The following is a 24,977-nucleotide window of genomic DNA, read 5'->3' as shown; positions in this document are numbered from 1 at the left end:
GCAACACCGCACCATCAGCCGCCGCGCGACCCTGGCAAAAGGCACCGCCGCTGGGGCTCTCGCGTGGGCGACACCCGTGGTGATGTCAACTTCGGCAAGCGCGGCTGATGGTGTGTGCACCCCACGGTGCATTCCGACTTACACCGCAACCTTCTCAGCGGTGCGTTTCACCTCGGGCACGGATCAGGGTGTGCTCGTCTACGTGGCAAACCTCTCATTATCCGCCTCGACGACACCATCTGTCGTCGAGACAGTGTGCCCCTGCAATGGCAGCAATGCGGTGGTAGCTGCTCCGGATGCTTACTCCTTCACCGGAGTGGGCTGGGGGCATCAAAACGACAACTGTACGGGTAATGTCTCGACAATAACGCCACAGCCACTGAACTATACGAGCGCAGGGGTCACTCGGCCTGGGATCTTCCTGCCGATTAACCAGAACAATGACAGATGTGTCCGAGGTTGTGTTCGGGTCTTGATCGAATGTCGAGATCGTGCGGGAGACATAGTTCGCCGGTATTGCGACGTTCGACTTGACATCGATTTCGTTCAGGCTGCAACTTCCGGTACCTCTGCGCCGATCACTCCTCTGGCAGGTCCCGTATGCAGTTTTGTCTGCAACTCAAACCCTGCACCGCTGACCTGCCCACCGGCCGGTGCCTGACCCTGCCACAGGGTCAGCGACTGCTGATAATGGCATCGGTCACACGGTTGCAGGTTTCGCGGGAGCAGGCGGCAGCGCCGAACACTAGAAGTTGATCATGTGGCCGACGATGCCTTCGACGGCCTCCTTCACACTCTCCGAGAGCGTGGGGTGGGCGAAGACGTTGCGGGCCACCTCGTCCGCGGTGAGGTCCCATTTCTGAGCCAGTGTCAGCACGGGCAGCAACTCGGTGACATCAGGGCCGATCATGTGGGCGCCGAGGATCTCGTTGTGCGTCGCGTCGGCGACGATCTTGACGAAGCCGACCCCGTCGCCCAGTCCTTGGGCCTTGCCGTTCGCCGCGAAGGGGAACGTCGCGGTCTTGACGTCGAAACCCTTCTCCTTGGCCTGCGCCTCGGAGTACCCGAACGAGCCGATCTGCGGGTGGCAGTACGTCGCGCGCGGGATGAAGTCGTACTCGATCGGCATCGTGTCGGCGCCGGCGATGGTCTCGGCCGCGACGATGCCCATCGCTTCAGCCGTGTGGGCGAGCATGAGCTTGGCGGTCGCATCGCCGATCGCGTAGACGCCGTCGACGTTCGTCCGCATGTAGTCGTCGATCGCGATCGCGCCGCGGTCCGTGAGCTCGACGCCGGTCGACTCCAGGCCGTAGCCCTCGGTGCGGGGGGCGAACCCGATGGCCGACATGAACTTGTCCGCCTCGAGCGTCTGCTGGTCGCCGCCGGAGGCCGGTGAGACGGTCACCTTCACGCCCGACCCGGTGTCCTCGACACCCTCGACCTTCGTGCCGAGCATGACCTTCACGCCGAGCTTCTTGTAGTGCTTGAGCAGCTCCTTGGAGATGTCCTCGTCCTCGGTGGGGACCATCCGGTCCAGGAACTCGACGATGGTGACGTCGACGCCAAAGTTGCGCATCACATACGCGAACTCGACTCCGATCGCCCCGGACCCCGCAATGATGATCGACCCGGGCAGCTCGGGGTCGAGGATCTGCTCCTCGTAGGTGACGACGTTGTCCGACACCGTCACTCCGGGCAGCATCCGCGTGACCGCGCCAGGGGCGAGGATGAGGTTGTCGAATGACAGGGAGCGATTAGAGCCGTCCGACGCCTTGACGTCCATGCTCTTCGGGCCGGTCAGGGTGCCCCAGCCGTGGATCTCCTCGATCTTGTTCTTCTTCATGAGGAAGTGGACGCCCTTGACGATGCCGTCCGAGACCTTGCGCGAGCGCGCGTGCGTGGTCCCGTAGGCCATCGTCACCTCGCCCTCGATGCCGTACTTCGCCTTGTCGTGCGTGAGCATGTGGGCGATCTCGGCGTTCTTGATCAGCGCCTTGCTCGGGATGCAGCCGACGTTGAGGCAGACCCCGCCCCAGTACTTGTCCTCGACCACCGCGGCCTTCAGGCCGAGCTGCGAGGCGCGGATCGCCGCGACGTACCCACCGGGACCTGCACCAAGGACAACCACGTCGAAGTCAGACATGCGTCCAACCCTAGTAGGAGCGCAGGTTGCGCTGCTCGTCTAGGTCACGGCTGTGGCTTCCGATGCTCGTCCAGGGCGTCGGCCACCCCCGCGAGGAAGGTGCCGGCGCGGATCCCGGCTGCGTACAGCCGCGACCGGGTGGTCCCCGGCGGCGGCTTCTCAAAGAGAGGTGCAGCGGGGTCGTTCTGAGGTGTCGGGGGCGGGGGCGGCTCCTGTGGCGGTGGGGGGCCGCCCGGCTCTGTGGACTCATCTGGCACGAGCACACTGGTCCTGAGCACGCGCACCACATCAGGGAGGGCGTCAACGAGCTCGCGCAGCACCTCGCTCTTGCTTGGCGCAGACTCTGCCGACCCGGCCGCCGAGGACGGAGACGCCTCCTGGCCACCGCGACACTTCGCCGCCGATGCAGAGCTGGATTCGTCAGTCTTAGCTGCTGCCGTCGCGGAGCCCCCAGCGCAGTCTGGGTGGTCAGGCGGGTCTTCGGGGTCTGCTTGCTCGCAGTTCGAGTCTCCTTTGACTCGCACCTCGACCGTCACGGCCGAACAACGCGCCGCTCCGTCGGCGGCCGCCGTCGCCTCCGCCTCCTTCGCTGCCTTGTCTGCCTCCTTCGCCGCCGTCTCCGTCTCCTGCGCCGCAGCCGCCGCCAAGCCGTCGGGCGCAGCCTTGTCCACGATGTTGTCGAGCAGTCGCTCGACGAAACCGAAGAGGAACGCCGCAGCAAGCGTGGGGACGTTGGCGGACTCAGCGTTGAACTGAACCTGGTCGAAAGTCTCCCCGAGCAGACCCCAGGTCCGTGCGGCGTCGATGACGAGAACGCCCGCGTAGGCAGACAGGCCGCCCACGATGGGCACGAGGAACAGGATCACCCAATTGAACTTGTGCGCCTCGTCGGTGGACTCTCGCGAGAACGCGATCATCCGACTGACGACCGCACCGAGGACGCCGAAAGCGACGATGGCCGGGTTACCGAAGAGGATGACGAGCAGCACGATGAGCAGTAGGCCCGTCACGCCGATCGCCTGCGACTTGCGCATCCGTCGGAGCACCATCCGGTTGTCGACCCAGAACTTCTCGGCGTTGTCGTGGCTGATTGCCGCGAGTGCCTGGCGGAGCGCCGTGCACTTCTCTGCGGTCAGCGTGGAGAGCTTCAGGTAGGCCGCGATCGGCGGATGCAGGGAAGCCTTGAACGAGTCGGCCGCCGCACGCAGACCGTCACTGTCGAGCGCTGCGAGCTCCAATAGCCTGGCTTCGGCGGCGAGATCACGACGCAACGCGAGCGCTCGCATGACCAGTTCCTCTTGGCGCGCCGCCTCCCTGACCGGGCTCTCCAAGCCGTTGGCCAGCGGAATGAGATCAGGATGCTGCAATCCCCGCCGGTGGTAGGACCACAGATCCTGCGCGACGGCTATTCGCGTCGGGCGCAGGATCATCCGGTCTTTGGCGTGCCTCGAGAGCCAGTAGTACAAGGCCGCGGTGATGGCGATGATGACCGTGTCGCGGACCCGCTCGACGGTCAGGAAGTTCTCGATCCCCTGGCCGAGCGCGCCCCACCACCCTTGTTGCTGAGCGGGATCAGCCTCCTGGAGGGGAAGCAGGACGACACCGGGAACCATCTGGGCCATTGCCATGACGCACCTTGCCTGATGAGGGGTGATGACTCTGTCGTGTCGACAACTGTCCTCGCCGCGGTGGGACGGCGCAATCGGCCGTTCGCACATTCGGGCAGGCATCGCTGAGGGCCATCTAGGTGACGAGACTTCCTGAGGCTAAGTCGAATTGAGTGATGTGACGGAGGAGACAGGCCGCGTCGAGGCGGTTCCCTGTACCGGTGGCGCCGGGGGTGCTTCGATGGAAGTGGCAGGTCCAGGGGACTTCATCAGATGTACCGACCAGCACTCGCTCGTCTTCAAGCCAGTGCATCGAGTCCCCGGCAGGTAGGGAGCGGGTGTCGATCGGGACAGCCCCATCCCTCCGACGAAAGGACTGCGCCATGTCACCATCCACCGCTGAGACCCTTCCGAAGAAGGGTGTGAAGCTGCCGACCGTGCCGATCGACCCGGTCGTCGCCGACAAGGCACTGCTCGTGCAACCGCCGAGGGCCTTGGGCACCGCTGAGGCCGCCGGCATGACGAAGGTGCTCCTCACCAACGCCACCATCGCCCCCGGCGCCGAGGTCCGCCTCTGGCCGGGGCTCGATGTGACGAAGTGGGACACGCTCCACCTCACCGTCGGTGCCGACGCCCGCGGGGTGCCGAACCTCAACGTGCGCGTGCTGTTCAGCATGCCTCTGCCCGGCACCCACTGCGGCGGCCTGCTGACGAACAGCACGGTGGACTTCACGACCGACGCAACGCAGCGCCGCTTCGAGTACACGACACCGGCGGGCTTCGGCAGCACCGGGTTCACCATGAGCGTCCCGGTCATCGCACCGATGCTCTACGACGTCATTCTCCGCAACACCGGATCGACGCCGCTCGAGACGATCTACGTCACGCTCTTCGCGCAGGAGATCTGAGCGTCGCCGCTCCAGCCGGTCGCTCGGCCACCGCTCACCCGGCCCGAGCGGCCGGCTCCTGACGTGCGAGGGGTGCGGCGCGCATACCGCAGGTTGTGGTGGTTCCGGCCGACGATCGAACCGAACGGCTAGTCCTCAGGGCGTTTCCGCCTCTAACGGCGACCCCAGCGGGTCCGGCCACGGTACTGTGACATTCCCCTGCGGCACTGACCTGCCGAAATGCGGCGTGGGTCGCTCCAGGGAGTCGCGTTCGCGCCGATGGGGAGGGAGCCCTCGTGACGACCATCGTGGTCATCGGCACCGGCTACATCGGCCTGCCGGCCGCCCTGATGTGGGCGAAGTCGGGGGCCGAGGTGGTGGGTGTCGACATCGACGAGAACGTCGTCAAGACCATCAACGACCGGACCCTTCTCGTCAACGAGCGGGAGCTCGACGCCCTGTTCGCCGATCCCGAGGTGCGACGAAACCTACGCGCGACCCACGACGTCCCCGAAGCGGATGTCTTCGTCATCGCTGTGCCAACCCCCGTCGATCCGTTGCGGAAGGTCGCCGACCTCAGTCACGTCGACGCCGCGATCCGGTCCATCGCGCCCGTCCTGAGGGCCGGCAACCTCGTCATCGTCGAGAGCACCATTCCACCGAGGACGTGCCGGGACGTCATCAAGCCCCTGATCGAAGAGCTCACGTCCATGCGGGTCCCCGAGGACGTCAAGGTCGCCCACTGCCCGGAACGCATCCTCCCTGGCGACATCTTCACGGAGATCGTCCGCAACGAGCGGCTGATCGGCGGCATGGACGACGAGTCCACCGCGCGAGCGACGGAGATCTACGGGCTGTTCGTCAAGGGGACACTGCACCCGACCTCCGCGGTGGTGGCGGAACTGGCGAAGCTGATGGAGAACGCCTACCGCGACATCAACATCGCCATCGCCAACGAGTTCGCCGCCATCTGCGAGTACGTAGGCGCGGACGCTGATGAGGTCATCCCACTGGCCAACCACCACCCACGGGTGAACATCCTCCGCCCGGGTATCGGCGTCGGCGGACACTGCATCCCGGTCGACCCGTGGTTCCTCAGAGAAGTCGCGCCGTATGACTCATCCCTCATCACCGCGGCGCGCCTGCTAAACGACGGGGTTCCGCTGAAGATGGCCCACCGGATCCAGGAAGCCGTGCAGGACGTGGCCGAGCCCAAGATCGTGCTGCTCGGAGCAACGTACAAACGGGACTGTGAGGACACCCGCGAGTCGCCGGCCCTCCAGATCTACTCACTGCTGCAGAACGACAGCTGCGACGTCCACGTGTTCGACCCGCTCGTCGAGGACCTCCGCTATGAGAGCCTGAGCGCCGTGGCGCAGGATGCGCATCTGCTGGTGGTGCTCGTCGCTCATCGCGAGATCACCGACGAGCTCGCCGCTGACGCGACACGCATCAGATCGGTCATGGCTCGGCCCGAGATCCTGGTCCTGGACCGGTGACGCGATTGGAGACACACCCCATGCAGAGGATCCTGGTCACAGGCGGGCTCGGAGCCGTCGGCCGCTACCTCGTGACGTCGCTCGAGGCGCGCGGTCACGAGGTCTTCGTCGTCGACCTGCAGCACCACGGCGGGCAGAACTACGCCCGGTGTGACGTCGGGGAGTTCCGCCAGGTCGAACGGCTCTGGACCGGCGGCGGATGGCCGGGCGGCGACACGGCTGAGCCGAAGTCCTTCGACGTCGTCTATCACCTGGCTGCGGAGTTCGGTCGGTGGAACGGCGAGGACTACTACGAGCAGGTGTGGCGCACCAACGCGGTCGGCACCAAGAACATCCTGCGGATGCAGGAGCGTGAGGGCTTCAAGGCCGTCTACTTCTCCTCCTCCGAGGTGTACGGCGACTTCCCCGGCGTCATGACCGAGGACGTCATGGACACCATCGAGATCAAGCAGATGAACGACTATGCGATCTCCAAGTGGGTCAACGAGATGCAGGTCCTCAACAGCGCGACCCAGTTCGGCACCGAGTCGGTGCGGGTGCGGCTGTTCAATACGTACGGCCCCGGTGAGCCGTACAGCCGGTACCGCTCGGTCATCTGCCTCTTCGCCTACCGCGCGCTCCACGACATCCCGTTCACCGTGCACACCGGGCATCGGCGGACGAGCACCTACATCGCCGACTGCGCCAACGCGTTGGCGGCCATCGCGGACAACTTCAAGCCCGGTGAGGTCTACAACGTCGGGGGAACCCAATACCACTCCATCGAGGACGTGGCCGCGATCATCCTGCGGGAGCTGGGCAAGGAGCACCGCGCCGACGAGCTCGTCACCTACGCCGAGCCGGAGGTGCTGACCACGAAGCAGAAGCACACCGACTGCAGCAAGGCGGTCAGAGATCTCGGTCTGACCAGCACCATCAGCCTCGAGGACGGCATCCGGGAGACCCTCGCCTGGATGAAGTCCCACTACAACGTGACCTAGGTCGACTCGACGTGAAACGCGTTCTCGTCGTGGCGGGCACCCGCCCTGAGGTGATCAAGCTGGCGCCGGTCCTGCGGGCGCTGAGAGAGCGACCCGATGAGTTCGACCCGATCTACTGCTCCACAGGTCAACACCGCGAGATGCTCGACCAGGCCAACGCGGTCTTCTCACTCGAACCGGACATCGAGCTCGGCGTGATGGCTCCCGGTCAGGATCTGGCGTCACTGACCAGCCTGCTGTTCCGGGAGATCGACGGGGCCATCGACGGCACGATGCCGGATGCCATTGTTGTGCAGGGAGATACGACCAGTGCCTTCGTCGCCTCGATGTGCGGCTACTACCGCCGGCTCGTCGTGGGACACGTGGAGGCCGGACTGCGCACGCATGACGTCCTCTCCCCCTTTCCCGAGGAGACCAACCGACGGATCATCGGGACCACCGCGACGCACCACTTCGCACCGGTCGAGCGTGCGCGGCAGAACCTGTTGCGCGAAGGGGTCGACCCAGACCGCGTCTTCCTCACCGGAAACACCGTCGTCGATGCGCTGCAGTGGATCACGTCGGAGCCCGGGCGAGCCGACGGGCTCCCCTCGGGCCTGCGGGAGGCGCTGCGCGACCAGCGGATGGTCCTTCTGACCAGCCACCGGCGGGAGTCCTTCGGGCGAGGCCTGGCCGATGTCTGTTCCGCCGTGCTCGCCCTGGTGCGGGACCATCCGGACGTCTCGGTGGTCTATCCGGTGCATCTGAACCCACGCGTCCGGGGCACCGTGACCGAGATCCTGCACCCCCACCCGCGGGTCCATCTGATTCCCCCGGTCTCCTACCCGACGTTGCTGGCGCTGATGCAGATGTCCTACGTCGTCGTCACCGACTCCGGCGGGATCCAGGAGGAGGCGCCCAGTCTCGGCAAGCCCGTTCTCGTGCTGAGGGACACGACGGAGCGACCCGAGGCGGTCGAGGCCGGCTGCGCAAGGCTCGTGGGCACCGACCCCGACGCACTCCTGAAGAACGCCGACGAGCTGCTCACGAGTCCTGCTGCCTACTCGAGCATGATCCCCCGAGAGAATCCGTTCGGAGACGGGCGCGCGGCCGGTCGGATCGTCGACGTGCTCGCGGTGGCTGAGCAGCGGGTCAGGGACGAGGGAGCGCGGTGAGTGAACCAGAGGCCGACGCCGTTGTCACATGGGTCGACGACCGGGATGATCACTGGCGTTCGCTCCGCGACTCCCACGCCGCGGAGCGGGGTGTCGAGCCCCGCGCACAGGACTACCGCAGCTGGGACAACCTCATCTACTGGTTTCGCGCGATCGACCGGTTCTGCCCCTGGATCCGCCTGGTGCACCTGGTCACCGAGAACCCTGTCCCCGACTGGCTGGATGCCGCCCACCCCAGACTCCGGGTGGTCCGGCACGGGGACTTCATCCCCGCGGAGTACCTGCCGACCTTCAACTCTCACGTGATCGAGCTCCAGCTGCACCGGATCCCCGACCTCGCTGCGAACTTCGTCTACTTCAACGACGACACCTTTCCGTTGCGGCCGCTGTCTCTGGGGCACTTCTTCCCCCGGGGCAAACCCGCCGGCATCGCGGCGCTGTCCGCCCTGTCCATCGGCGACCCGGTGAACCACGCACTGCTGAACAGCCTCGATCTGGTCAACCGGCACTTCGACAAGCGGTCGGTGATCCGCCGCAACCCGGCCGGCTGGTTCGCCCGGGTCTACGGCCCCCGCCTCCTCGCCCAGACCGTCTCGCTGCTGCCGTGGCCCCGGTTCACCGGGTTCCACAACTCTCACCTCCCGCAGGCACTGCGTCGAGCCAGCTTCGAGCGGGTCTGGGCCGCCGGCGAGCAGCAGCTCGAGGAGACGTCGCGGTCGAGGTTCCGGTCCCCCAGCGATGTGCACCCCTACGTGTTCTCCCACTGGCAGGTATGCGTGGGGGACTTCACGCCCGTGTCACCCAGGGGATACGGGCGGAGCTTCCAGCTGGGGATCGACTCGGCCGAGGACGTGGCTCGTGCGATCACGAGCGGACGGCTCGCCCAGGCCTGTATCAACGACGGCCCGCTCGACGACTTCGAGCAGACCCGCGATCTGATCAACGGTGCCCTGGCAGAGCTGCTGCCGCGGCCGTCGTCCTTCGAGCGCACCTGAGCCCGGGACACCATGTCTGCGCTCAAGGCGGTGATCGCCCAGGCAGCGGCCAGCCTCACCACGCTGCTGCTCTCGGTGGTCATCGCCCGGACAGGGGGGACATCCGCCCTCGGCAACTTCGCCGTGGCGATGGCCATCCTCATGCTCGCCCAGGCCGTGGCCCGGGAGGCGACCATCGTCACACTGGTCACGAGAGCGCCCACGATGCAGCTGATCCGGGAGCGGTGCGAACGGCAGTCGCTGATCGGCCTGGTCGCGTCAGCCGTGATGATCGGCGGGGCCGCCCTCACGGGCTCGACGATCATGCTGATCGTCGGGGTCGGGGCCCACGGCATCCTGCTCGCCTCCTACGGCCGGCTGGTCAGCCTGACCCTGTGGCGGGGAAGACTGGCCATCGGACAGGAGCTGCTGCTCCTGACGTGTGTCCTCGTTCCGGCCGCCGGGTCAGTGCTGTGGGGTTGGAACGGGCAGCACGCTCTGACTGTCTGGGTCGCCTCGTCCGCAGCGGTCGGATACCTGACTGCGTGGCGTTTGCGCATGCACCTCCGGCCGAGGTGGGGCGGCGCCGGGAGGGAGAGCAGGGTCGGCGGGGTCTTCGCCGCGCAGTCCCTGTTGACCGCGGGGTCGGTTCACGTCCTGACCATCGTCGTGGCCATCGCGACCGGGCCGGTCGTCGTGGGAGCTCTGCGGGGGGCCGGCACAGTCCTCGGACCAGCCAACCTCATCCTCACGGCCCTGCAACCGGTGGTGGTCCGCCACCTCAGCCCTCTCCGCCACGGGACACGCCGGCAGATGGTGTCGCGGCTCGCGGGCCTCACGGGCGTCCTGGCGGCCGGGTATGCGACGGTCGCCCTGGCCATGGTCGCGACCGCGCTTGTGTACGGGGAGGTGCTTCTGGGTAGCGCGTGGGTCGATGTCGAACCGATCATCTGGATCAGCCTCGTCGACGGTGTGCTCAACGTCCTCAGCTTCGTACCGGCGGCGGCACACCGGTCCTTCTGGGAACACCGACGGTCATCGGCGTTCGCCGTCCTCGCGGTCATCCTCCGGTTCCCCCTCGTTCTCGGTGGCGCCGTCACCGCCGGGGCCAAGGGAGCGGCGCTCGGGCTCGCGGTCTCGACGGGAGCGCTGTGCGTCGCGTGGTGGATCTCGGCCGTTCGGTTGGACATCGCGCAGCCACGCGAGGAGGACGTGGCCGGATAATCGGCGTTATCGCAGGTCAGCCCTTTGGAGGAGACTCAGCCAACCCTGGCTCTGCGCGTCAGTCCTTCGCTACTATGCAGCGAACCGCAGGGCAACGACGCCGCCGATAGGGCTGTCGGTGGCAGCACGCCAGGTCGCGCATCGCCACTGTTGCCCAGCCAGGAAAGGGGACCACATGCATACCCGTCCGTGCGGGACGGGGCTGCGACGCATACTCCCGGCCGCAGCCCGGGTCGGCAGTTCACGTCCCCTGCACGGGCGTGCGACGATCGTGGTGGGGGTCGGGAGATGAGGATCGGCTTCATCACGCAGTGGTTTCCCCCGGAGCAGGGAGCACTGATCCCGGAGAGCATCGCGACCGGACTCGCGGAACGTGGCCACGACGTCCACGTCCTGACGGCCTTCCCCAACTACCCGACAGGCAGGCTCTACCCGGGCTGGCATCAACGCCCCTACGTGAAGCAGCCGTACTCGCAAGGTGTCACGATCCACCGGACGCCGGTGTATCCCAGCCACGACACGAACCCAGCCCACCGGATGGCGAACTACCTCAGCCACGCCGCCTCGGCCGCCGTCTTCGGCACCATGCGGTTTCCCCGTCCGGACGTGTGGCTGATCTACTCCTCTCCCGCGACGGCCGCCATTCCGGCGCAGGTGGCGCTCAAGGGTCACCGCGCGCCCGTGTGCCTGCTCATCCAGGATCTCTGGCCGGACAGCGTCACCGGCAGTGGCATGGTGTCGGGAGGTCTGGGTCGGGTCGTGCACGCCGGCCTCGATGCCTACACCCGCCAGTCCTACCGGCACGCCGCACGAATCGGGGTGACGTCGCCAGGCATGGTGGATCTCCTGGTCGAACGGGGTGTCCCCGCGACGAAGATCCGCTGGACCCCCAACTGGCTCTCCGACCCCGCACCGAGGGATATCGCGGGCTCTGCCAGTTCTCCCCCGGTCAGTTCTGCCTCAGTCAGTCCACCCTCGGCAACCGGCCGGAGTACGCGACGGACGTTCCTCTACGCGGGAAATCTCGGCGCGATGCAGGGGCTGGACGCCCTGGTCGACGCCTTCGCCCTTGTCCCCGAGGCCGAGCTCGAGCTGATCGGAGATGGCGTCCATCGCGATGCCTTGGCGGACAGGACGACGCACGTACCGAATGTCAACGTCCTCCCTGCGGTGGGCCCGGACGAGATCGGCGCCCGTCTCGCTGCCGCCGATGTTCTGGTCGTCTCGCTCAAGGACACCCCGCTGCTCAGGGTCACCATGCCGAGCAAGGTCCAGGCCGCTCTGCGCGCGGGCCGGCCCATCCTGGTCCACGGAGCAGGCGACGTCGCAGCACTCGTCGAGGACAACGGAGCCGGTCTGGCCTGCTCGCCGAGCGACCCGAACCAGGCCGCGCAGGTCATTCGTCGCTTGGTCGCCGCGAGTCGCGACGAGCTGACGAGGATGGGTGACGCCGGAAGGCACCTGTACGCATCCACGTTCTGCCGGTCTGAGGGAGTGACTCGGTTGGAGTCGCTGCTGCTGGAAACGCAGGCACTCGGACGGACCACCGTGGTGCGCCGTGATGACGCCGGGCGAGACATAAGGGACGGCACCGCCTCGCACCGGGTGCGGGTGGGAGCCAGACGGAGCCCGTGACGGACCAGAACACGGACCGGCTCGGCGCCAACGCCCAGGTGCTCGCCTTCGCGCCGTTCTACCTGCCGGGTTTCAAGGGTGGTGGTCCGATCCGCTCCATGGCGGAGATTCTCCGGGCCCTGCCTTCGACGGTGTCCGTCCTGCTCGTGACATCCGACCGCGATCTGGGCGATGGACAGCCCTATCCGGGCCTGTCCTCGACGGTCGTCGCCGATCGTCACCACCGGATCTACTACTGGGATCGTGCGAGTGCGAAGTCGTGGTGGCACCTGTCTCGACTGGTCGTCGGTCCCCGGTTCGAGCTGCTCTTCCTCAACAGCCTCTGGTCTCCCTCCTTCTCCATGCTGCCGTGGTTCCTGGCTCGGGGGCGGCTCATCCGCACCGAACACCTGGTGGTCGCCCCTCGAGGCGAGCTGTCCCCCGGAGCGTTGGGGATCAAGGCCCGGAAGAAGCGCCTCGCCCTGGCGACGTGGGGCAGGCTGGTCGCACGGAGTGCGCCGGTGTGGCAGGTGTCGAGTGAGATGGAGCGCGATGACGTCCGTCGCGTGTTCCCGTCGGCGGACGTCGTTCAGCAACCGGATTCCCGTGGGCCGGAACCGATGGATCTCGTCGAGAGCGGCCCCGAGCCCAGATTCGCTTTCGTCAGCAGGATCTCCCCGAAGAAGAACCTTCTCTTCCTCCTCGAGTCCCTCCGCCGTTGTCGGGAAACCGTGACCCTGGACGTCTATGGTCCGACGGAGGACGCGGCCTACTGGGGTCGGTGCACCGCGAAGATCGGTGAGATGCCGCCCAATGTGCGCGTCCGCTACGCCGGGACTCTGGGTTCGGATCAGGTGCAGTCGCGCCTTGCGACGTACGACGCCTTCCTGTTCCCGACCCTGGGTGAGAACTTCGGTTTCGTCATCCCGGAAAGCCTTTCCGCCGGCTGCCCGGTCGTATGTTCTCCGCACACCCCGTGGACAGCTCTCCTGGACAGTGGATGTGGCACAGTCGTGTCGGTGGATGCTCCCTCGGAGTGGGCTGCCGAGATCGACGACCGCGCGCGGCAAGGCGTGACCGAACGCACCGAGGCCAAGCGTCGAGTTCTCGACCTCTACACGTCATGGCGGCAAACCCAGGCCTGGACGGCCGGTATCGAGCAGGTGCTGGCGCGCCGTTCCGTGGGGGCCCGATGATCACGTGGGGACGGATCTCTCCTGCGATTCTCGCGTGGGCGGCGATCGGCGTCTTCGCCCTCCTCCTGGGCGGCTACGGACTCAGCGAACCGACCGTCCAGGGCATCCTGGCGAGCGCGGGTCTGGCTCACTCCGTCGCCGGCTTCTGGTCCGATGGCCGGCAGCGCATCTCTGCGCCGAGCATCTACTTCTTCGCCTCCGGCCTGTTCATCTTCTTCCCCGGCATCTACCTGGCCGGCCATGATCCGACCATCTTCGGTTTCGGCGAGGCGTCGCTCGTCCCCGTGCTGGCTTTCTGCTACTTCTCACAGCTCCTGATGCACTACCTGTTCTGGAGTCCACGGAAGGCTGCGGTCGTCGCCGTCGAGTCCGCCACCAACCGCAGCGTGGCCCGGTGGGGGATCTGGATGGGCCTGCTCCTGGTCTCGCTCGGCGTGGGCCTCAGCATCACCGGCCGGGGCGAGAACCCGCTCGTCAATGCGGCTTCCTACTCCGGGGTGGCGCTCGTCGCGGTCGCGAGCCTTCGCGGAGAGAAGCGCGTCAGCCTCTTCGGGTACGCCCTGATCGGCGCCGCGTTCCTCGCATACATGCAGTTCCTCTTCACCGGCTTCGGCCGACTGGGGCTCGGCTCCTTGGCACTGTGCATCGCCATGGCCGGCGCCCACAGGTGGCGGGGACATTTCGTCAAGGGCGCAATCCTCATCGGGATCACGCCCGCTCTGCTGTACTTCGCCCGGTCGAGGGTCGAGTTCACGGCCACGCTGAACCCGGCACAGTCCGACAACGTCAATGGTCTGGAGTCCGTGCTGAGCCCCCTCGTCAGGTTCGCCCAGCTTCTGGAGATGGTGCAGGCGGGGGACGTCCAGCTCACGTACTTCAAGTCCTTCTACGCCACTGCCGTCATCTTCGTCCCGCGACGGTTCTGGCCGGAGAAGCCTGTCGGACTGGGTGCGGAGCTGGCCCAGCTGTTCCGTCCCGAACTGCAGGGGACCGGACACTCCGAACTGGCTCTGTTCCATGGAGAGTGGCTCCTTGCCCTCGGCATCGCCGGGCTGGTCGTCATGGTTCCCGCCGTGGCCCTCCTGGTTCGGTGGATGGACAGCGTCCTCATCCGGTCGGCGTCCATCCCGATGTTGAGCCACACGGACCTGCTCAAGATCGTCGCCATCATCATCGCCAGCGCCAGCATCGTGGATCTCGTATGGGGTGGGACGTTCACCTATATCGCTCGCGTGGCGGCCAGACTCCTGATCCTCGTGGTGCTGTACGCCCTGGTCTGGCATCACGACAAGGACATGAAGTCGGGTCCGGCTCCACCAGAGCGGGACCTGTCGACTCGGGGACAGCCGGTCCGCCGGGCGAGCGGGTAGCGGCACGACCTGAGCCGGCGACGCGACGGAGAAGCGGCCCACCATTGAGAGTCACCCGCGAGTGAGCGCCTCCCAGCCGGATGCGCTGCGGGCTAATATGCTCTGGCCAGAGGGGTGAACCCACGCTCCGGACGCCCTTGGAGGAGGACCGTGGAACTGCAGGAGTACCTCAACACCGTTCGCAAGAGGTGGCGGATCATCACCCTGGTGGCGCTCCTGGTCGTCGGGCTGGCCGCGGCGGCGACAGCTCTGTCGACCCGGGTGTACGAGTCGAGTACTCAGTTCTTCGTGTCCACGACCGGCGCAAGCGACAGCGGAGCGCTGTTGCAGGGGAGCACGTTCACGCAGCAGCGGGTGAAGTCGTATGCCCAGCTCCTCACGACACCGAGCATCCTCGACCAGGTCGCGGAGTCCACGGGAGTCGACCCCGAGGGTCTTGCGGACCGCATCGTCACGACGACCCCTCCCGACACGGTTCTCATCGACGTGGCCGTGCGCGACACGGACCCTGAGACGGCGCAAGAGATCGCTGCCGCGATCGCAGAGGTCTTCCCCGACACCATCGCCGAGCTGGAGAGTCCGGCGGGGACAGCTTCCAGTCCGGTGAAGATCACGGTGGTGCAGCCCCCCACGGTCCCGACGTCTCCGGTCAGCCCCCAGCCCGTGCGCAACCTCGGCCTGGGACTGATCCTCGGCGTTCTGGCCGGACTGGCGGCCGCCGTGGTGCGCGAGACCCTCGACCGCACCGTAAAGACGCTCGAGGACCTCAAGGCCGTGACCGACCGGCCGGTGCTGGGAGTGATCACCTTCGATCCCGACTCCCCCAAACGGCCCCTCATCGTTGAGGTGGACCCTCGCTCACCGCGCGCAGAGTCCTTCCGCGCCCTGCGCACGAACTTCACGTTCATCGACGCTGCGGATCACCCGAAGACGATCCTCATCACGTCCTCCATGGCCGGCGAGGGCAAGAGCACGATCACGATGAACCTCGCGCTGGCGATGGCTCAGGCCGGCGGCACCGTCTGTCTCATCGAGGCGGATCTGCGTCGGCCCAAGGTGCTGGAGTACATGGGCCTGGACGGATCGGTCGGGTTGACGGACGCCCTCATCGGACAGGCCGATATCGACGACCTGCTCCAGCGGTACGGCAACACCGACCTGTGGGTCATCGGCTCGGGGCCCATCCCGCCCAACCCGTCGGAGCTGCTCGGATCCATCGCCATGCGCGAGGTGCTCGAGAAGCTCGCGAGCCGATTCGACCAGGTGATCATCGACGCCCCGCCGGTGCTGCCCGTGACCGATTCGGTCGTCCTCTCGACCATCGTCGACGGAGCGATCGTCATCGCGGGGGCGGGACTGGTCGAGCGTGACCAGCTGAGCCACACCGTCGAGGCTCTCGAGTCGGTCAACGGTCGCGTCTTGGGGCTGGTCCTCAACCGCGCGGTCGAGCGGACCGGCGGTGCGTACTCGCGCTACACCTACCACTACGAGCTTCCCGAGGAAGAAGTCAAGCGGGGTGAGCTGCGCCGGGCCAAGAAGGCGGGGCGATCTGAAGGGCCGGCGTTAGAGCGCACGAACGTTCCGGGGGCGGGCTAGCACGCCTCCCTCGGCACGAGGTCCGTCGGCTCGGTGGCCTCAGTCCTCGACCGGACCGCGAAGCACCGGGACGATGACCCGGAGGGCGGACTCGACCTCGTCGGACATCCGCTCGAAGGCCCCTCGGGAGCGGCCGATCGGGTCGGTGATGTCGACTCCCGACTGGCGCGCCGGCACCAGTGAGCGACGGCTCTGCGCCACGGTCAGCACCTGGCTGACCCAGGTTCCCGGCAGGTCTTGGTCCCGAACGTCCGACGCCGTCACTCCGGTGAGCAGGTCGGCGAGGTCCCGAATCGTCATCGCCGTGCGAAGTGCCGGTGGGTGCATGCGTACGACCGCACTCCGGTGCTCGCGCGCCGCGGCGAGGACGAGGTCGGCCGGTGCGATCAGCTCCGGCTGCAGCTGCTGCGCTCGGAAGTCCCTGGCCTGTCCGCCGCTCCCCTCGACGAGGATGGCGCTCTCTCGATCCATCGGCTCTCCGACGACCGCAGTGGTCCCCGCGCTCGTGATGGTGATCTCCGTACCCTCGAGGGCCTGCCGCAGCCGCCTCTCGATGTAGGGCGAGCGACAGAGGTTGCCCGTGCAGACGACGAGGATCGAGCCGGAGATCGACACTCTTACCCCCTTCCCGTGTCGTGCCTCAGCGGTCCGCCGGCTCCGATCGTCCGGACGGGCCGCAGTGTGCGGGTCCGTTCCAACCCTATGCGGAGCCTCGCCCGGCAAGGGGCGGATCCGAGCAGGTCGCGCACGGGTTTCGCGTGGGGCTCGTGGCGGGCCGGGCCGGTCAGCGTTCGCTGGTGCCGCGAAAATCGGTGCGCCCTTCCGACGCGCGGAGGCGGGCCATCCCCGATACCGTCGGCATACGGGCACGTCAGATGCGTGTCCGTGCCTCCTCATCAGGCTCAACTCAATAGGGGGTCCACCAATGGACATTTCTGATCGGAAACGGCTGCGGCGGCTCGCCGGCGTGGTCGCAGTAGTCGGAGCGCTCGGCCTCACTCAGGTCGGCAGCGCCAGCTCGGCAGTGGTTCAGAGCGACGAGCCACTCGCGCCGGGCACGGTGGCCAGCACAAAGAACCTGCAGCTGGTCACGAACATCCCGCGGCAGGGAGTCAACGACGGGGTCTTCCAGAGCGACCTGGCATTCGCCGGCGACGTCGCGATCCAGGGCACCTACGGTGGCCTGAACTTTTATGACATCAAGCAGCCGCAGAAGACCAAGCTCATCACGCAGTTCGCCTGCCCGGGTGGTCAGGGTGACCCGTCGGTCACCCCGGACGGCGACCTGGTGTTCATGTCGGTCGACTCGGCACGCACCGACGACTCGTGCGAGAGCAGCGGGACCTCGACCGCCAACCCCGACGGCTGGGAGGGGATCCGGATCATCGACACGAGCGACCTGTCGAACGTCCAGCAGGTCGCCACGGTCCGCACCGACTGCGGCTCGCACACCCACACTCTCGTGCCCGGCGAGAGCGACGACGTCGTCTACCTCTACATCTCGTCGTACGGGCCGAACGCCGTCTTCCCGAACTGTCAGCCTCCGCACGACGCGATCTCGATCGTCGAGGTGCCGCTGGACGACCCGGCGTCCGCCTCGGTGATCGAGAAGGTGGTCCTCTTCCCCGACGGTGGCGCGATCAGCCGGACAGCAGGTTGCCACGACATCACCGTCTACCCCGAGCTCGACCTTGCCGCCGGCGCCTGCATGGGCGAGGGAGTCCTGATGGACATCTCCGACCCGACCGCGCCGTATGTCATCGACAGCGTCACCGACACCAACTTCGCCTTCTGGCACTCGGCGACCTTCAACAACGACGCATCCCGGGTCATCTTCACGGACGAGCTCGGCGGCGGCGGCGGTGCGACCTGCAACGAGGCCGTCGGCCCGGAGCGCGGCGCCAACGCGATCTTCGACATCGTCGGCGAGGGTGACGACCGGTCGCTGGAGTTCATCGAGTACTTCAAGATCCCGCGTCACCAGGCCGACACCGAGAACTGTGTTGCCCACAACGGCTCGATCGTCCCGGCCAAGGGTCGCGACATCATGGTGCAGTCCTGGTACCAGGGCGGCGTCTCCATCCTCGACTTCACCGACCCGACGAACCCCGTCGAGATCGGGTGGTTCGACCGTGGAGCCCTTGACCCGCCCGGCCTCGGCGGCAGCTGGTCGGCCTACTGGTACAACGGCTACATCTACTCGAGCGATATCACGAAGGGGCTCGACGTCCTGAGGCTGACCGGCACCAAGGGTCTGCCCAGCGCCAACAGCGTCAAGCAGAGCTACTTCAACGCCCAGACGCAGTACGCGTTGTAGGACGAGCATTCCGGTGACGATGACCGGTGCTCTGCCACGGGCACCGGTCATCGTCCCTTCACCACCGAGCAGGAGAAAAGCACCATGAAGCTCTCCAAGAAGGCCCGCAGCGTCGCAGTGGTGGCAGGACTGGTCTCAGCCCTGGCCGTCGGCGCCGTTGCCTACGCCGACCCGCCTCCGGGCAAGGGAGGCGGCAAGCCACCGAAGAATCCGGTGCCGACCACGAGCACGAGCACGACGGCACCGGCGCCGCCGCCGGAGTTCAACACGGCGGACAGCGAGTTCGTCGCGATGATGATCCCGCACCACTTCCAGGCGACTCTGATGAGCCAGCTCGCCCCCGAGCGCAGCGGCGACCAGACCTTGCAGGCGTTCGCCGACCGCATCGACGTCGAGCAGACCGTCGAGATCGGCATGATGCAGAACTGGCAGACCTGGAACGATCTCGAGGTCACCGATGCCGAGATGGCCTACGAGATGATGCTCGGGATGCCGATGCATGTCGAGCACATGGGCATGGCGACCGCTGCGGAGATGGACGCATTGGCGGCCTCATCCGGCACCGACTTCGACCGGATGTACCTGGAGCTGATGATCGACCATCACGAGGGCGCGCTCGCGATGATCGAGGACGTCCTCATCAACGGAAGCGACACGACCCTGCAGTTCTGGGCGACGGACATGCTCGTCGCACAAGGCGTGCAGATCGACCAGATGGAGCAGATGCTCAGCGAGCTGGGCTGAGACCATCGCTTCTGCAGAGGGAGGTGCTTGACGCCTTCCTCTGCAGAGGCGTCCGGGGATGGGCCGGTTCGGAGCGGGGCTTGGCCTTGGGGTCGCGGCTACTCCATCCGGCGCAGCTCGTCATGGATGAGTCGCGCGATCGGAACGGCCGCCTCGGAGCCGAGTCCCGCCTGGGTGACCGCCACGGCGACGACGTAGCGGGGAGAGCCGGCCGGCGCATACGAGACGAACCAGGACGTGTCGTTGCCGGCGGCCATCTCCGCCGTGCCGGTCTTGCCCGCGACCGGCCACTGCTCCAGCGGGAAGCCCTCGAAAGGTCCGGCGGCGGTGCCCTCGGTGACGACCGCCTCGAGCGAGTCGCGCAGATAGGCGCCGACCTTCGGGTCGAGCGGCACGGTGCGGCCCGGCTCCGGCGCGAGGTCCTCGACCGCCTCGCTGACCGGGTCGACGAACGCGTCGGCGACCTGCGGGACGAACGTCGGCCCGCCGGTCGCGACCGCCGCGAACACCTGGGCCATCTGCAGCGGCGTCGTCAACGTGTCGCCCTGGCCGATGCTGAAGTTCGCGGCGTCTCCTCCGCGGTAGAGGTAGCCGTCGACACAGTTCTCCTTGGCGATCTGGTGCAGGTAGGCGCGACGCTCCTCGTCGGCGACCTCGGGGTAGCCGGTTCGGGCGCGCGCGCAGGTCCGCTCCTTGGTCGCCTCCCACCGGGCCTGCCGCCACGCGCGGTCGGGGACGACGCCGCTCGCCTCGTTCGGCAGGTCGATGCCGGTCGGCTCGCCGAGGCCGAACTCTCGTGCGGTCGTCAGGAACGGGTCGCGGCTGTCGTCGGTGGCTTCGATACCGCCCTGGGCGCGCCAGGACTCGTAGGCCGCCTGGTAGAAGATCGTGTCGCACGAGACCGCCATCGCCTCGCGCCAGTCGACCATCCCGTAGTCGTTGTAGCGGAAGTTGCGGAACTCGCGTCCCCCGATGACGTAGCGGCTCGGGCACGGGTGCAGCGCGCTGAGGGACGTGCCGGCCTTGACGGCCGCCGGCATCGTCACGACCTTGAACGTCGACGCGGGCGGCAGACCCACCTCGGTCACCCGGCTGATCAGCGGCTGGGACGAGTCGGGGGCCGTGAGGCGGGTGTAGTCGGCCGGGTCGATCCCGCCGATCCAGAGCGCGGGGTCATACGTCGGATAGCTCGCCAGCGCGCGCACTCCCCCGTCGGTCAGGTCGATGACGACCGCGGCGGCACCGTCGGCGGCCTTGCCCGCCTCTTTGCGCTCCTCGACCCGCTCGGCGAGGGCTCCTTCGATGGTCGCCTGAAGGTGCGCGTCGAGGTGCGTGCGGACGTCCCGGCCGGGGGTGGGCGGCTGCTCGGCGACGACCTCCGTCGGGATGCCGCGGGCGTCGGTGCGGACGACCCGGTGGCCGGGGGTGCCGCGCAGGACGGCGTCGTACTGCTCCTCGAGACCGGTACGGCCTTGTTCTTCCTGGGGTTCTCCCGGGGCGAGATAGCCGAGGACGTGCGGCGCGAGCAGACCCTCCGGGTGGGGGTATGCGCGGCTCGCCACCGGCGTGATGCTCACCCCGGGATAACGGTCGGGTCGTTCGACGATGGCAAGCGCCTGCTCGGCGGTGACCTCGGTCGCGATGGTGGCCGGGGCGGCCGGAGATCCCGGGGTGCAGTCTGGCGGGGGTGCGGCGTCGGGTGCCCCACAGGATGTGGTGCGGGCGCGCAGCCGGTCGGGGGTGGTCTCGAGCGCCTCGGCGAGGTTCGTGAGGAGTCGGTCCTGCTCGTCGTCGGTGAGGCCGGCGAGGATGGCGCGGTCCAGGGTGAGGGTCGGGCGGGCCTCGTTGTCCGCCAACGGAACTCCGCTGCGGTCGAGGATGCGGCCCCTTGTGGCGGGGATCGTGATAGTGGTGAGGGAGGGGTCTGTCTCGGCCCGGCTGAGGGCGTCCTCGACGGCTCCTGCCGAGGCGGATGTGGCGGCGAGGGGCGCGGCGGATGCCGAGTCGACCAGCTGGATCTGGGTGAGGCGGCCGACGAGCGTGCCGAGCATGAGGAGCAGGACGACGACGAGCACGACGACCCGACGGCGCAGGCGATGGATGGGGGTGCCGCGTCCCTTGGGGCGGTCGTGGCGCGAGCGCGGCGTCGGCTCGGGTCCGGGGTGAGGGCCCGGCCGGCGATGGTCGTCCGGAGGTCTCACCATGCCGGCTCCCCGCGGTCGAGCGCGAGCAACGGTGGGACGAGCACGATCCCGGCGACTGTGGTGGACGCGAGTGTGAGGGCGGCTGTGGCGAGGTCGAGCTGCTGACCCTGGGTGGCGCCGAGCAGAAGACGTCCGGCTATCGGGACGGCGGAGGAGCCGAGGACGACGAGCGCGACCCACCGCACGGGGACCGGACCGACGCGCGAGGCGCGGCCGGCGAGGGAGCCGGCCAGCGCATACAGGATGGGGGTGAGGCCGAGGGGGTCGCCGCCCGGCGGGACGAGGTCGACCAGCCAGCCCGTGGCGAGGCCGAGTGCGGTGCCGGCGGGCCAGCCGCGGGACAGGCCGAGGGCGATCACCGGCAGGAGGGCGAGCTCGGGGACGGCCGACCAGCCGCGGGCACGGAGGGCGACGACGAGAACTGCGCCGGCGAGGGAGAGCGCGAGAAGGGCGGCGATGCGCAGGGTGTTGGTCATCGGTCGGCCTCGGCCGATACGGGCTCGGCTGGGGCTGGGACGACGACGCCGACGACGTCGAGGCGGGCGATGTCGGCGGCGGGGCGGACGGCGGCGGCTGGTCCGACCCGGCCGGTGCCGGGGTCGACGGAGACGACCGTTCCGACGGGGATGCCGGCGACGAACGGGCTGTTGTCCGGCGAGCCGACGGTCGTGAGGACGTCACCGGGCTCGAGGTGTGCGATGGCGATGGCAGAAAAGGTGAGCTGTCCCGGGTCGCGGGCGCCGTCCGCCGGGGTGGGCGCACCGACGGTGCCGAGGAGTCCGGAGTCAGTGCGGGCGCCGACGATGAGGTCCTGGGCGCCGAGGACGAGGACGTCGGCGGTGGTGGCGCCGACGAGCACGGTGCGCCCGACGAGGCCCTCGTGGTTCAGGACGGTCTGGTCCTCGGAGATGCCGTCGCGGGCGCCGATGTCAATGGTGAGGCGCTGCGGGCCGGTCGCCGTGGGGGTGCCGAGACCGACGACGCGGGCGGTGACGACGCGGTGAGCCGCGTGAGGGGCACTGTCGGTGGCGGCTGCCAGGGTGGCGGATGTGTTCAGGTCGACGATGCCCGTGAGGCGCCGGACCTCGCTCTCGGTCAGGGCGAGGCGGGCGCCGGTCGCGGCGAGGTCGGCGCCGTGATCCGGTGGCTCCGGGAACGTGTCCGCCACCGCGGTGAGAAGCGGTCCCGTGACCGCCGCGCCGGCGGAGCGGAGCGTGGACGGGACGGTGGAGTCGGGGTCGGCGAGGTCCAGGCCCATGAGGAGGAGAGTGATGAGCGCTCCGGCGAGGAGCGCATACCGGCGGCGGCGCGGGTGGTGGGTCATCCGCGCCGGACGTCGGCGAGGATCCGACTGAGCGAGGCGAAGTCCTCGACGCAGCGGCCCGACCCCCGCGCGACCGCTTGCAGTGGGTCGTCGGCGACGCGCACGGGCACGCCGAGCTCGTGGCGAAGCCGGGCGGTCCAACCGCGGAGCAGGGCGCCGCCTCCGGTGAGGGTGACGCCGTTGTCGAGGATGTCGCCGGCGAGCTCGGGAGGGCAGACGTCGAGGACGGTTCGGACGATGTCGGTGATGGTGATGACGGGGGTCTCGATGGCTCGTCGGATGTCCGGGGACGAGACCTGCACGGTCTTGGGCAGGCCGGTGACGAGGTCGCGGCCGCGGACGCGGGTGGTGAGCTCCTCGCTGAGCGGGAAGACCGAGCCTACGGCGAGCTTGATGTCCTCGGCGCTGCGTTCGCCGAGGAGGAGGGAGTACTCGCTCTTGACGAACGCGATGATCGCCTCGTCGATCTCGTCGCCGCCGACCCGGACCGAGCGGGCCGTGACGATGCCGCCGAGACTGATGACCGCGACGTCCGTCGTCCCGCCGCCGATGTCGACGACGAGGTGGGCGCGGGTCTCGTTGACAGGGAGGCCTGCGCCGAGGGCGGCCGCCATGGCCTCCTCGATGATGTAGACCCGGCGTGCCCCCGCGCGCAGGGCGGAGTCCTCGAGTGCCCTGCGCTCGACTCCGGTGACCTCGCTCGGGACGCAGATGACGATGCGCGGGCGGACGATCTTGCTCGGGCCGACCTGCTCGACGAAGTAGCGCAGCATCCGCTCGGTGACCTCGGCGTCGCTGACGACGCCGTCCTTGAGCGGGCGCACCGCCTCGACGTGGTCGGGCGTGCGGCCGAGCATCTCTTTGGCCTTGTGACCTGCGGCGATCATCCGACCACTGCGCCGGTCGATGGCGACGACGGACGGCTCGTCGAGGACGATGCCGCGGCCGCGCTGGTAGATCACCGTGTTGGCGGTCCCGAGGTCGATCGCGAGGTCGCCGACCCCGTGCCTCGACCACCATGCCGCCATGTGTTTCAGGCTACGTGCGGGATATGGCCCTGCCGGTCAGGCCACGCCGAGGGTGGCGGGTCGACCTGCCGAGCCGCTGCCTTCCGCCTTGGCGGTGGACCCGGTGGCATGCCACAAGCGTCGAATAGCGCGCGAACGGCATACCGCCCGTCAGACCCAGCACCAGCGGCATGCCAGAGGCGTCGAATAGCGCGCGAACGGCATGCCGCCCATCCGATCCAGAATCGGTGGCATGCCACAAGCGTCGAATAGCGCGCGATCGGCATACCGCCCGTCCGACCCAGACCCGGCAGCATGCCAGCAGCGTCGAATAGCACGCGATCGGCATACCGCCCGTCCGACCCAGCACCAGCGGCATGCCAAAAGCGTCGAATAGCACGCGATCGGCATACCGCCCGTCCGACCCAGCACCAGCGGCATGCCAAAAGCGTCGAATAGCACGCGATCGGCATACCACCCATCCGATCCAGACACGGTGGCATGCCAGAGGCGTAGGAGAGCTCAGGTGAGCTGGAGCGTCGTCACGCAGGTGGGGTCGTCCGGCCCGGTAGCGATGGGCGCGGTGACGGACCTTCCGTCGTGGGTGACCTCGATGGTGCCGGTGATGTCCCGCGGCAGCCAGAAGCCGACGAAGCCGTTGTCGTAGGTCGTCACCGTCTCGTCGACGAGTACCTCACCGTCGTCGGTCGTGATCGTGACGTCGAGGTCCTCTCCCACGAGCTCACCCTGGCAGGTCGCAAGGTTGTGGTAGTAGCAGTCGTGGGTCTGGTCGACGTACGGCGCGAGCGCCAGGTAGAACCCGTCCTCGATCGGCACGGTGGTCTCGCCGTCGGCGGTCGTGAAGACGACCGCGTCGTAGCGCACCGAGCCCATGACGCCGGAGTCGCGGTCGTCGTTGGTGCGGTCCAGCGCCGTGACGATGTCGCGGGGATCGTCGCTGCTGTCAAGCCCGAACTGTTCGAGGAACGCCGTGGACCCGGACTCCCCGGAGGTGGCCGCTGTGGTTGCGGTTGCGGCCGGACTCTCGTCCTGGACGCTCGAGCACCCGGTGAGGACGAGCAGGCCGATCGCGGCCACCGAAAGGGTGGAGCGAGTGAGGGTGGAACGGGTCATGGC

At 67.9% G+C, this 24,977-nt stretch carries 20 protein-coding genes; 12 read left to right on the top strand and 8 right to left on the bottom strand.

Translation table 11 applies throughout. The features are described from left to right. Positions 1-745 precede the first annotated feature (745 nt). Together lpdA and GA707_RS14690 are read right to left on the bottom strand one after the other, a co-directional pair. On the bottom strand, positions 746-2,143 hold the full coding sequence (gene lpdA / locus GA707_RS14695; protein WP_152179192.1) for a dihydrolipoyl dehydrogenase: 1,398 nt from the start codon (positions 2,141-2,143) through the stop codon (positions 746-748). A gap of 44 nt (positions 2,144-2,187) precedes the next feature. Further along, positions 2,188-3,771, bottom strand: a complete 1,584-nt coding sequence (locus tag GA707_RS14690; RefSeq protein WP_152179191.1) for a hypothetical protein — start codon at positions 3,769-3,771, stop codon at positions 2,188-2,190. A gap of 362 nt (positions 3,772-4,133) precedes the next feature. Here GA707_RS14690 and GA707_RS14685 point away from each other — a divergent pair, with 362 nt between their 5' ends. From GA707_RS14685 to GA707_RS14640, 10 genes are all read left to right on the top strand, one after another. After that, positions 4,134-4,658, top strand: a complete 525-nt coding sequence (locus tag GA707_RS14685; protein ID WP_152179190.1) for a hypothetical protein — start codon at positions 4,134-4,136, stop codon at positions 4,656-4,658. 275 nt (positions 4,659-4,933) lie between these two features. Next, the gene (locus GA707_RS14680) at positions 4,934-6,136 is read left to right on the top strand and encodes a nucleotide sugar dehydrogenase (RefSeq protein WP_193315350.1); all 1,203 of its coding nucleotides are present in this window, start codon (positions 4,934-4,936) and stop codon (positions 6,134-6,136) included. Positions 6,137-6,156: 20 nt separating this feature from the next. Further along, a complete protein-coding gene (locus GA707_RS14675; RefSeq protein ID WP_152179188.1) occupies positions 6,157-7,116 on the top strand; it encodes an NAD(P)-dependent oxidoreductase in 960 nt (319 codons plus the stop codon). 11 nt (positions 7,117-7,127) lie between these two features. After that, a complete protein-coding gene (wecB, locus tag GA707_RS14670; RefSeq protein WP_152179187.1) occupies positions 7,128-8,270 on the top strand; it encodes a non-hydrolyzing UDP-N-acetylglucosamine 2-epimerase in 1,143 nt (380 codons plus the stop codon). Next, positions 8,267-9,265, top strand: a complete 999-nt coding sequence (locus GA707_RS14665) for a stealth conserved region 3 domain-containing protein (RefSeq protein WP_152179186.1) — start codon at positions 8,267-8,269, stop codon at positions 9,263-9,265. The genes wecB and GA707_RS14665 overlap by 4 nt, the downstream gene beginning before the upstream one ends. A gap of 12 nt (positions 9,266-9,277) precedes the next feature. After that, a complete protein-coding gene (locus tag GA707_RS14660; RefSeq protein WP_152179185.1) occupies positions 9,278-10,468 on the top strand; it encodes a hypothetical protein in 1,191 nt (396 codons plus the stop codon). A 288-nt stretch (positions 10,469-10,756) separates the two neighbouring features. Continuing rightward, positions 10,757-12,103 (top strand): glycosyltransferase family 4 protein, encoded by a 1,347-nt coding sequence (locus GA707_RS14655; protein ID WP_152179184.1) that lies wholly within the window; start codon positions 10,757-10,759, stop codon positions 12,101-12,103. After that, a complete protein-coding gene (locus GA707_RS14650) occupies positions 12,100-13,278 on the top strand; it encodes a glycosyltransferase family 4 protein (protein WP_152179183.1) in 1,179 nt (392 codons plus the stop codon). The genes GA707_RS14655 and GA707_RS14650 overlap by 4 nt, the downstream gene beginning before the upstream one ends. After that, the gene (locus GA707_RS14645) at positions 13,275-14,648 is read left to right on the top strand and encodes a hypothetical protein (RefSeq protein WP_152179182.1); all 1,374 of its coding nucleotides are present in this window, start codon (positions 13,275-13,277) and stop codon (positions 14,646-14,648) included. The genes GA707_RS14650 and GA707_RS14645 overlap by 4 nt, the downstream gene beginning before the upstream one ends. 150 nt (positions 14,649-14,798) lie before the next feature. Then, positions 14,799-16,244 (top strand): polysaccharide biosynthesis tyrosine autokinase, encoded by a 1,446-nt coding sequence (locus GA707_RS14640; RefSeq protein ID WP_152179181.1) that lies wholly within the window; start codon positions 14,799-14,801, stop codon positions 16,242-16,244. Positions 16,245-16,283: 39 nt separating this feature from the next. Here GA707_RS14640 and GA707_RS21565 read toward each other — a convergent pair whose 3' ends face one another. After that, a complete protein-coding gene (locus tag GA707_RS21565) occupies positions 16,284-16,859 on the bottom strand; it encodes a low molecular weight phosphatase family protein (protein ID WP_193315349.1) in 576 nt (191 codons plus the stop codon). 310 nt (positions 16,860-17,169) lie between these two features. Between GA707_RS21565 and GA707_RS14630 the strand changes: the two genes are divergently transcribed. Both GA707_RS14630 and GA707_RS14625 read left to right on the top strand, forming a co-directional pair. Beyond that, entirely contained in the window at positions 17,170-18,561 is a 1,392-nt protein-coding gene (locus GA707_RS14630) for an LVIVD repeat-containing protein (RefSeq protein WP_152179179.1), read from the top strand. Positions 18,562-18,645: 84 nt separating this feature from the next. Next, positions 18,646-19,305 carry a DUF305 domain-containing protein gene (locus GA707_RS14625; RefSeq protein WP_152179178.1) on the top strand — a complete coding sequence of 220 codons (660 nt, stop codon included), beginning with the start codon at positions 18,646-18,648 and terminating at the stop codon, positions 19,303-19,305. Positions 19,306-19,403: 98 nt separating this feature from the next. On the opposite strand, the gene GA707_RS14620 is transcribed toward GA707_RS14625, so the two are convergent. The 5 genes from GA707_RS14620 to GA707_RS14600 all read right to left on the bottom strand — a co-directional run bounded on the left by GA707_RS14620 (position 19,404) and on the right by GA707_RS14600 (position 24,974). After that, positions 19,404-21,509 (bottom strand): penicillin-binding transpeptidase domain-containing protein, encoded by a 2,106-nt coding sequence (locus tag GA707_RS14620; RefSeq protein ID WP_152179177.1) that lies wholly within the window; start codon positions 21,507-21,509, stop codon positions 19,404-19,406. Next, on the bottom strand, positions 21,503-21,985 hold the full coding sequence (locus tag GA707_RS14615; RefSeq protein ID WP_152179176.1) for a hypothetical protein: 483 nt from the start codon (positions 21,983-21,985) through the stop codon (positions 21,503-21,505). Before GA707_RS14615 ends, GA707_RS14620 begins: the two co-directional genes overlap by 7 nt. Beyond that, entirely contained in the window at positions 21,982-22,833 is an 852-nt protein-coding gene (mreC, locus tag GA707_RS14610; protein WP_152179175.1) for a rod shape-determining protein MreC, read from the bottom strand. Before mreC ends, GA707_RS14615 begins: the two co-directional genes overlap by 4 nt. Then, a complete protein-coding gene (locus GA707_RS14605; protein ID WP_152179174.1) occupies positions 22,830-23,861 on the bottom strand; it encodes a rod shape-determining protein in 1,032 nt (343 codons plus the stop codon). Before GA707_RS14605 ends, mreC begins: the two co-directional genes overlap by 4 nt. Before the next feature lie 501 nt (positions 23,862-24,362). Beyond that, positions 24,363-24,974: a CueP family metal-binding protein gene (locus GA707_RS14600; RefSeq protein ID WP_152179173.1), complete on the bottom strand. Its 612-nt coding sequence runs from the start codon at positions 24,972-24,974 to the stop codon at positions 24,363-24,365. Positions 24,975-24,977 lie beyond the last annotated feature (3 nt).

Origin of the sequence: Nostocoides sp. F2B08 (genome assembly GCF_009184895.1) — a bacterium.
GTDB lineage: Bacteria > Actinomycetota > Actinomycetes > Actinomycetales > Dermatophilaceae > F2B08.
This window is presented reverse-complemented; position numbering and strand designations above follow the sequence as displayed.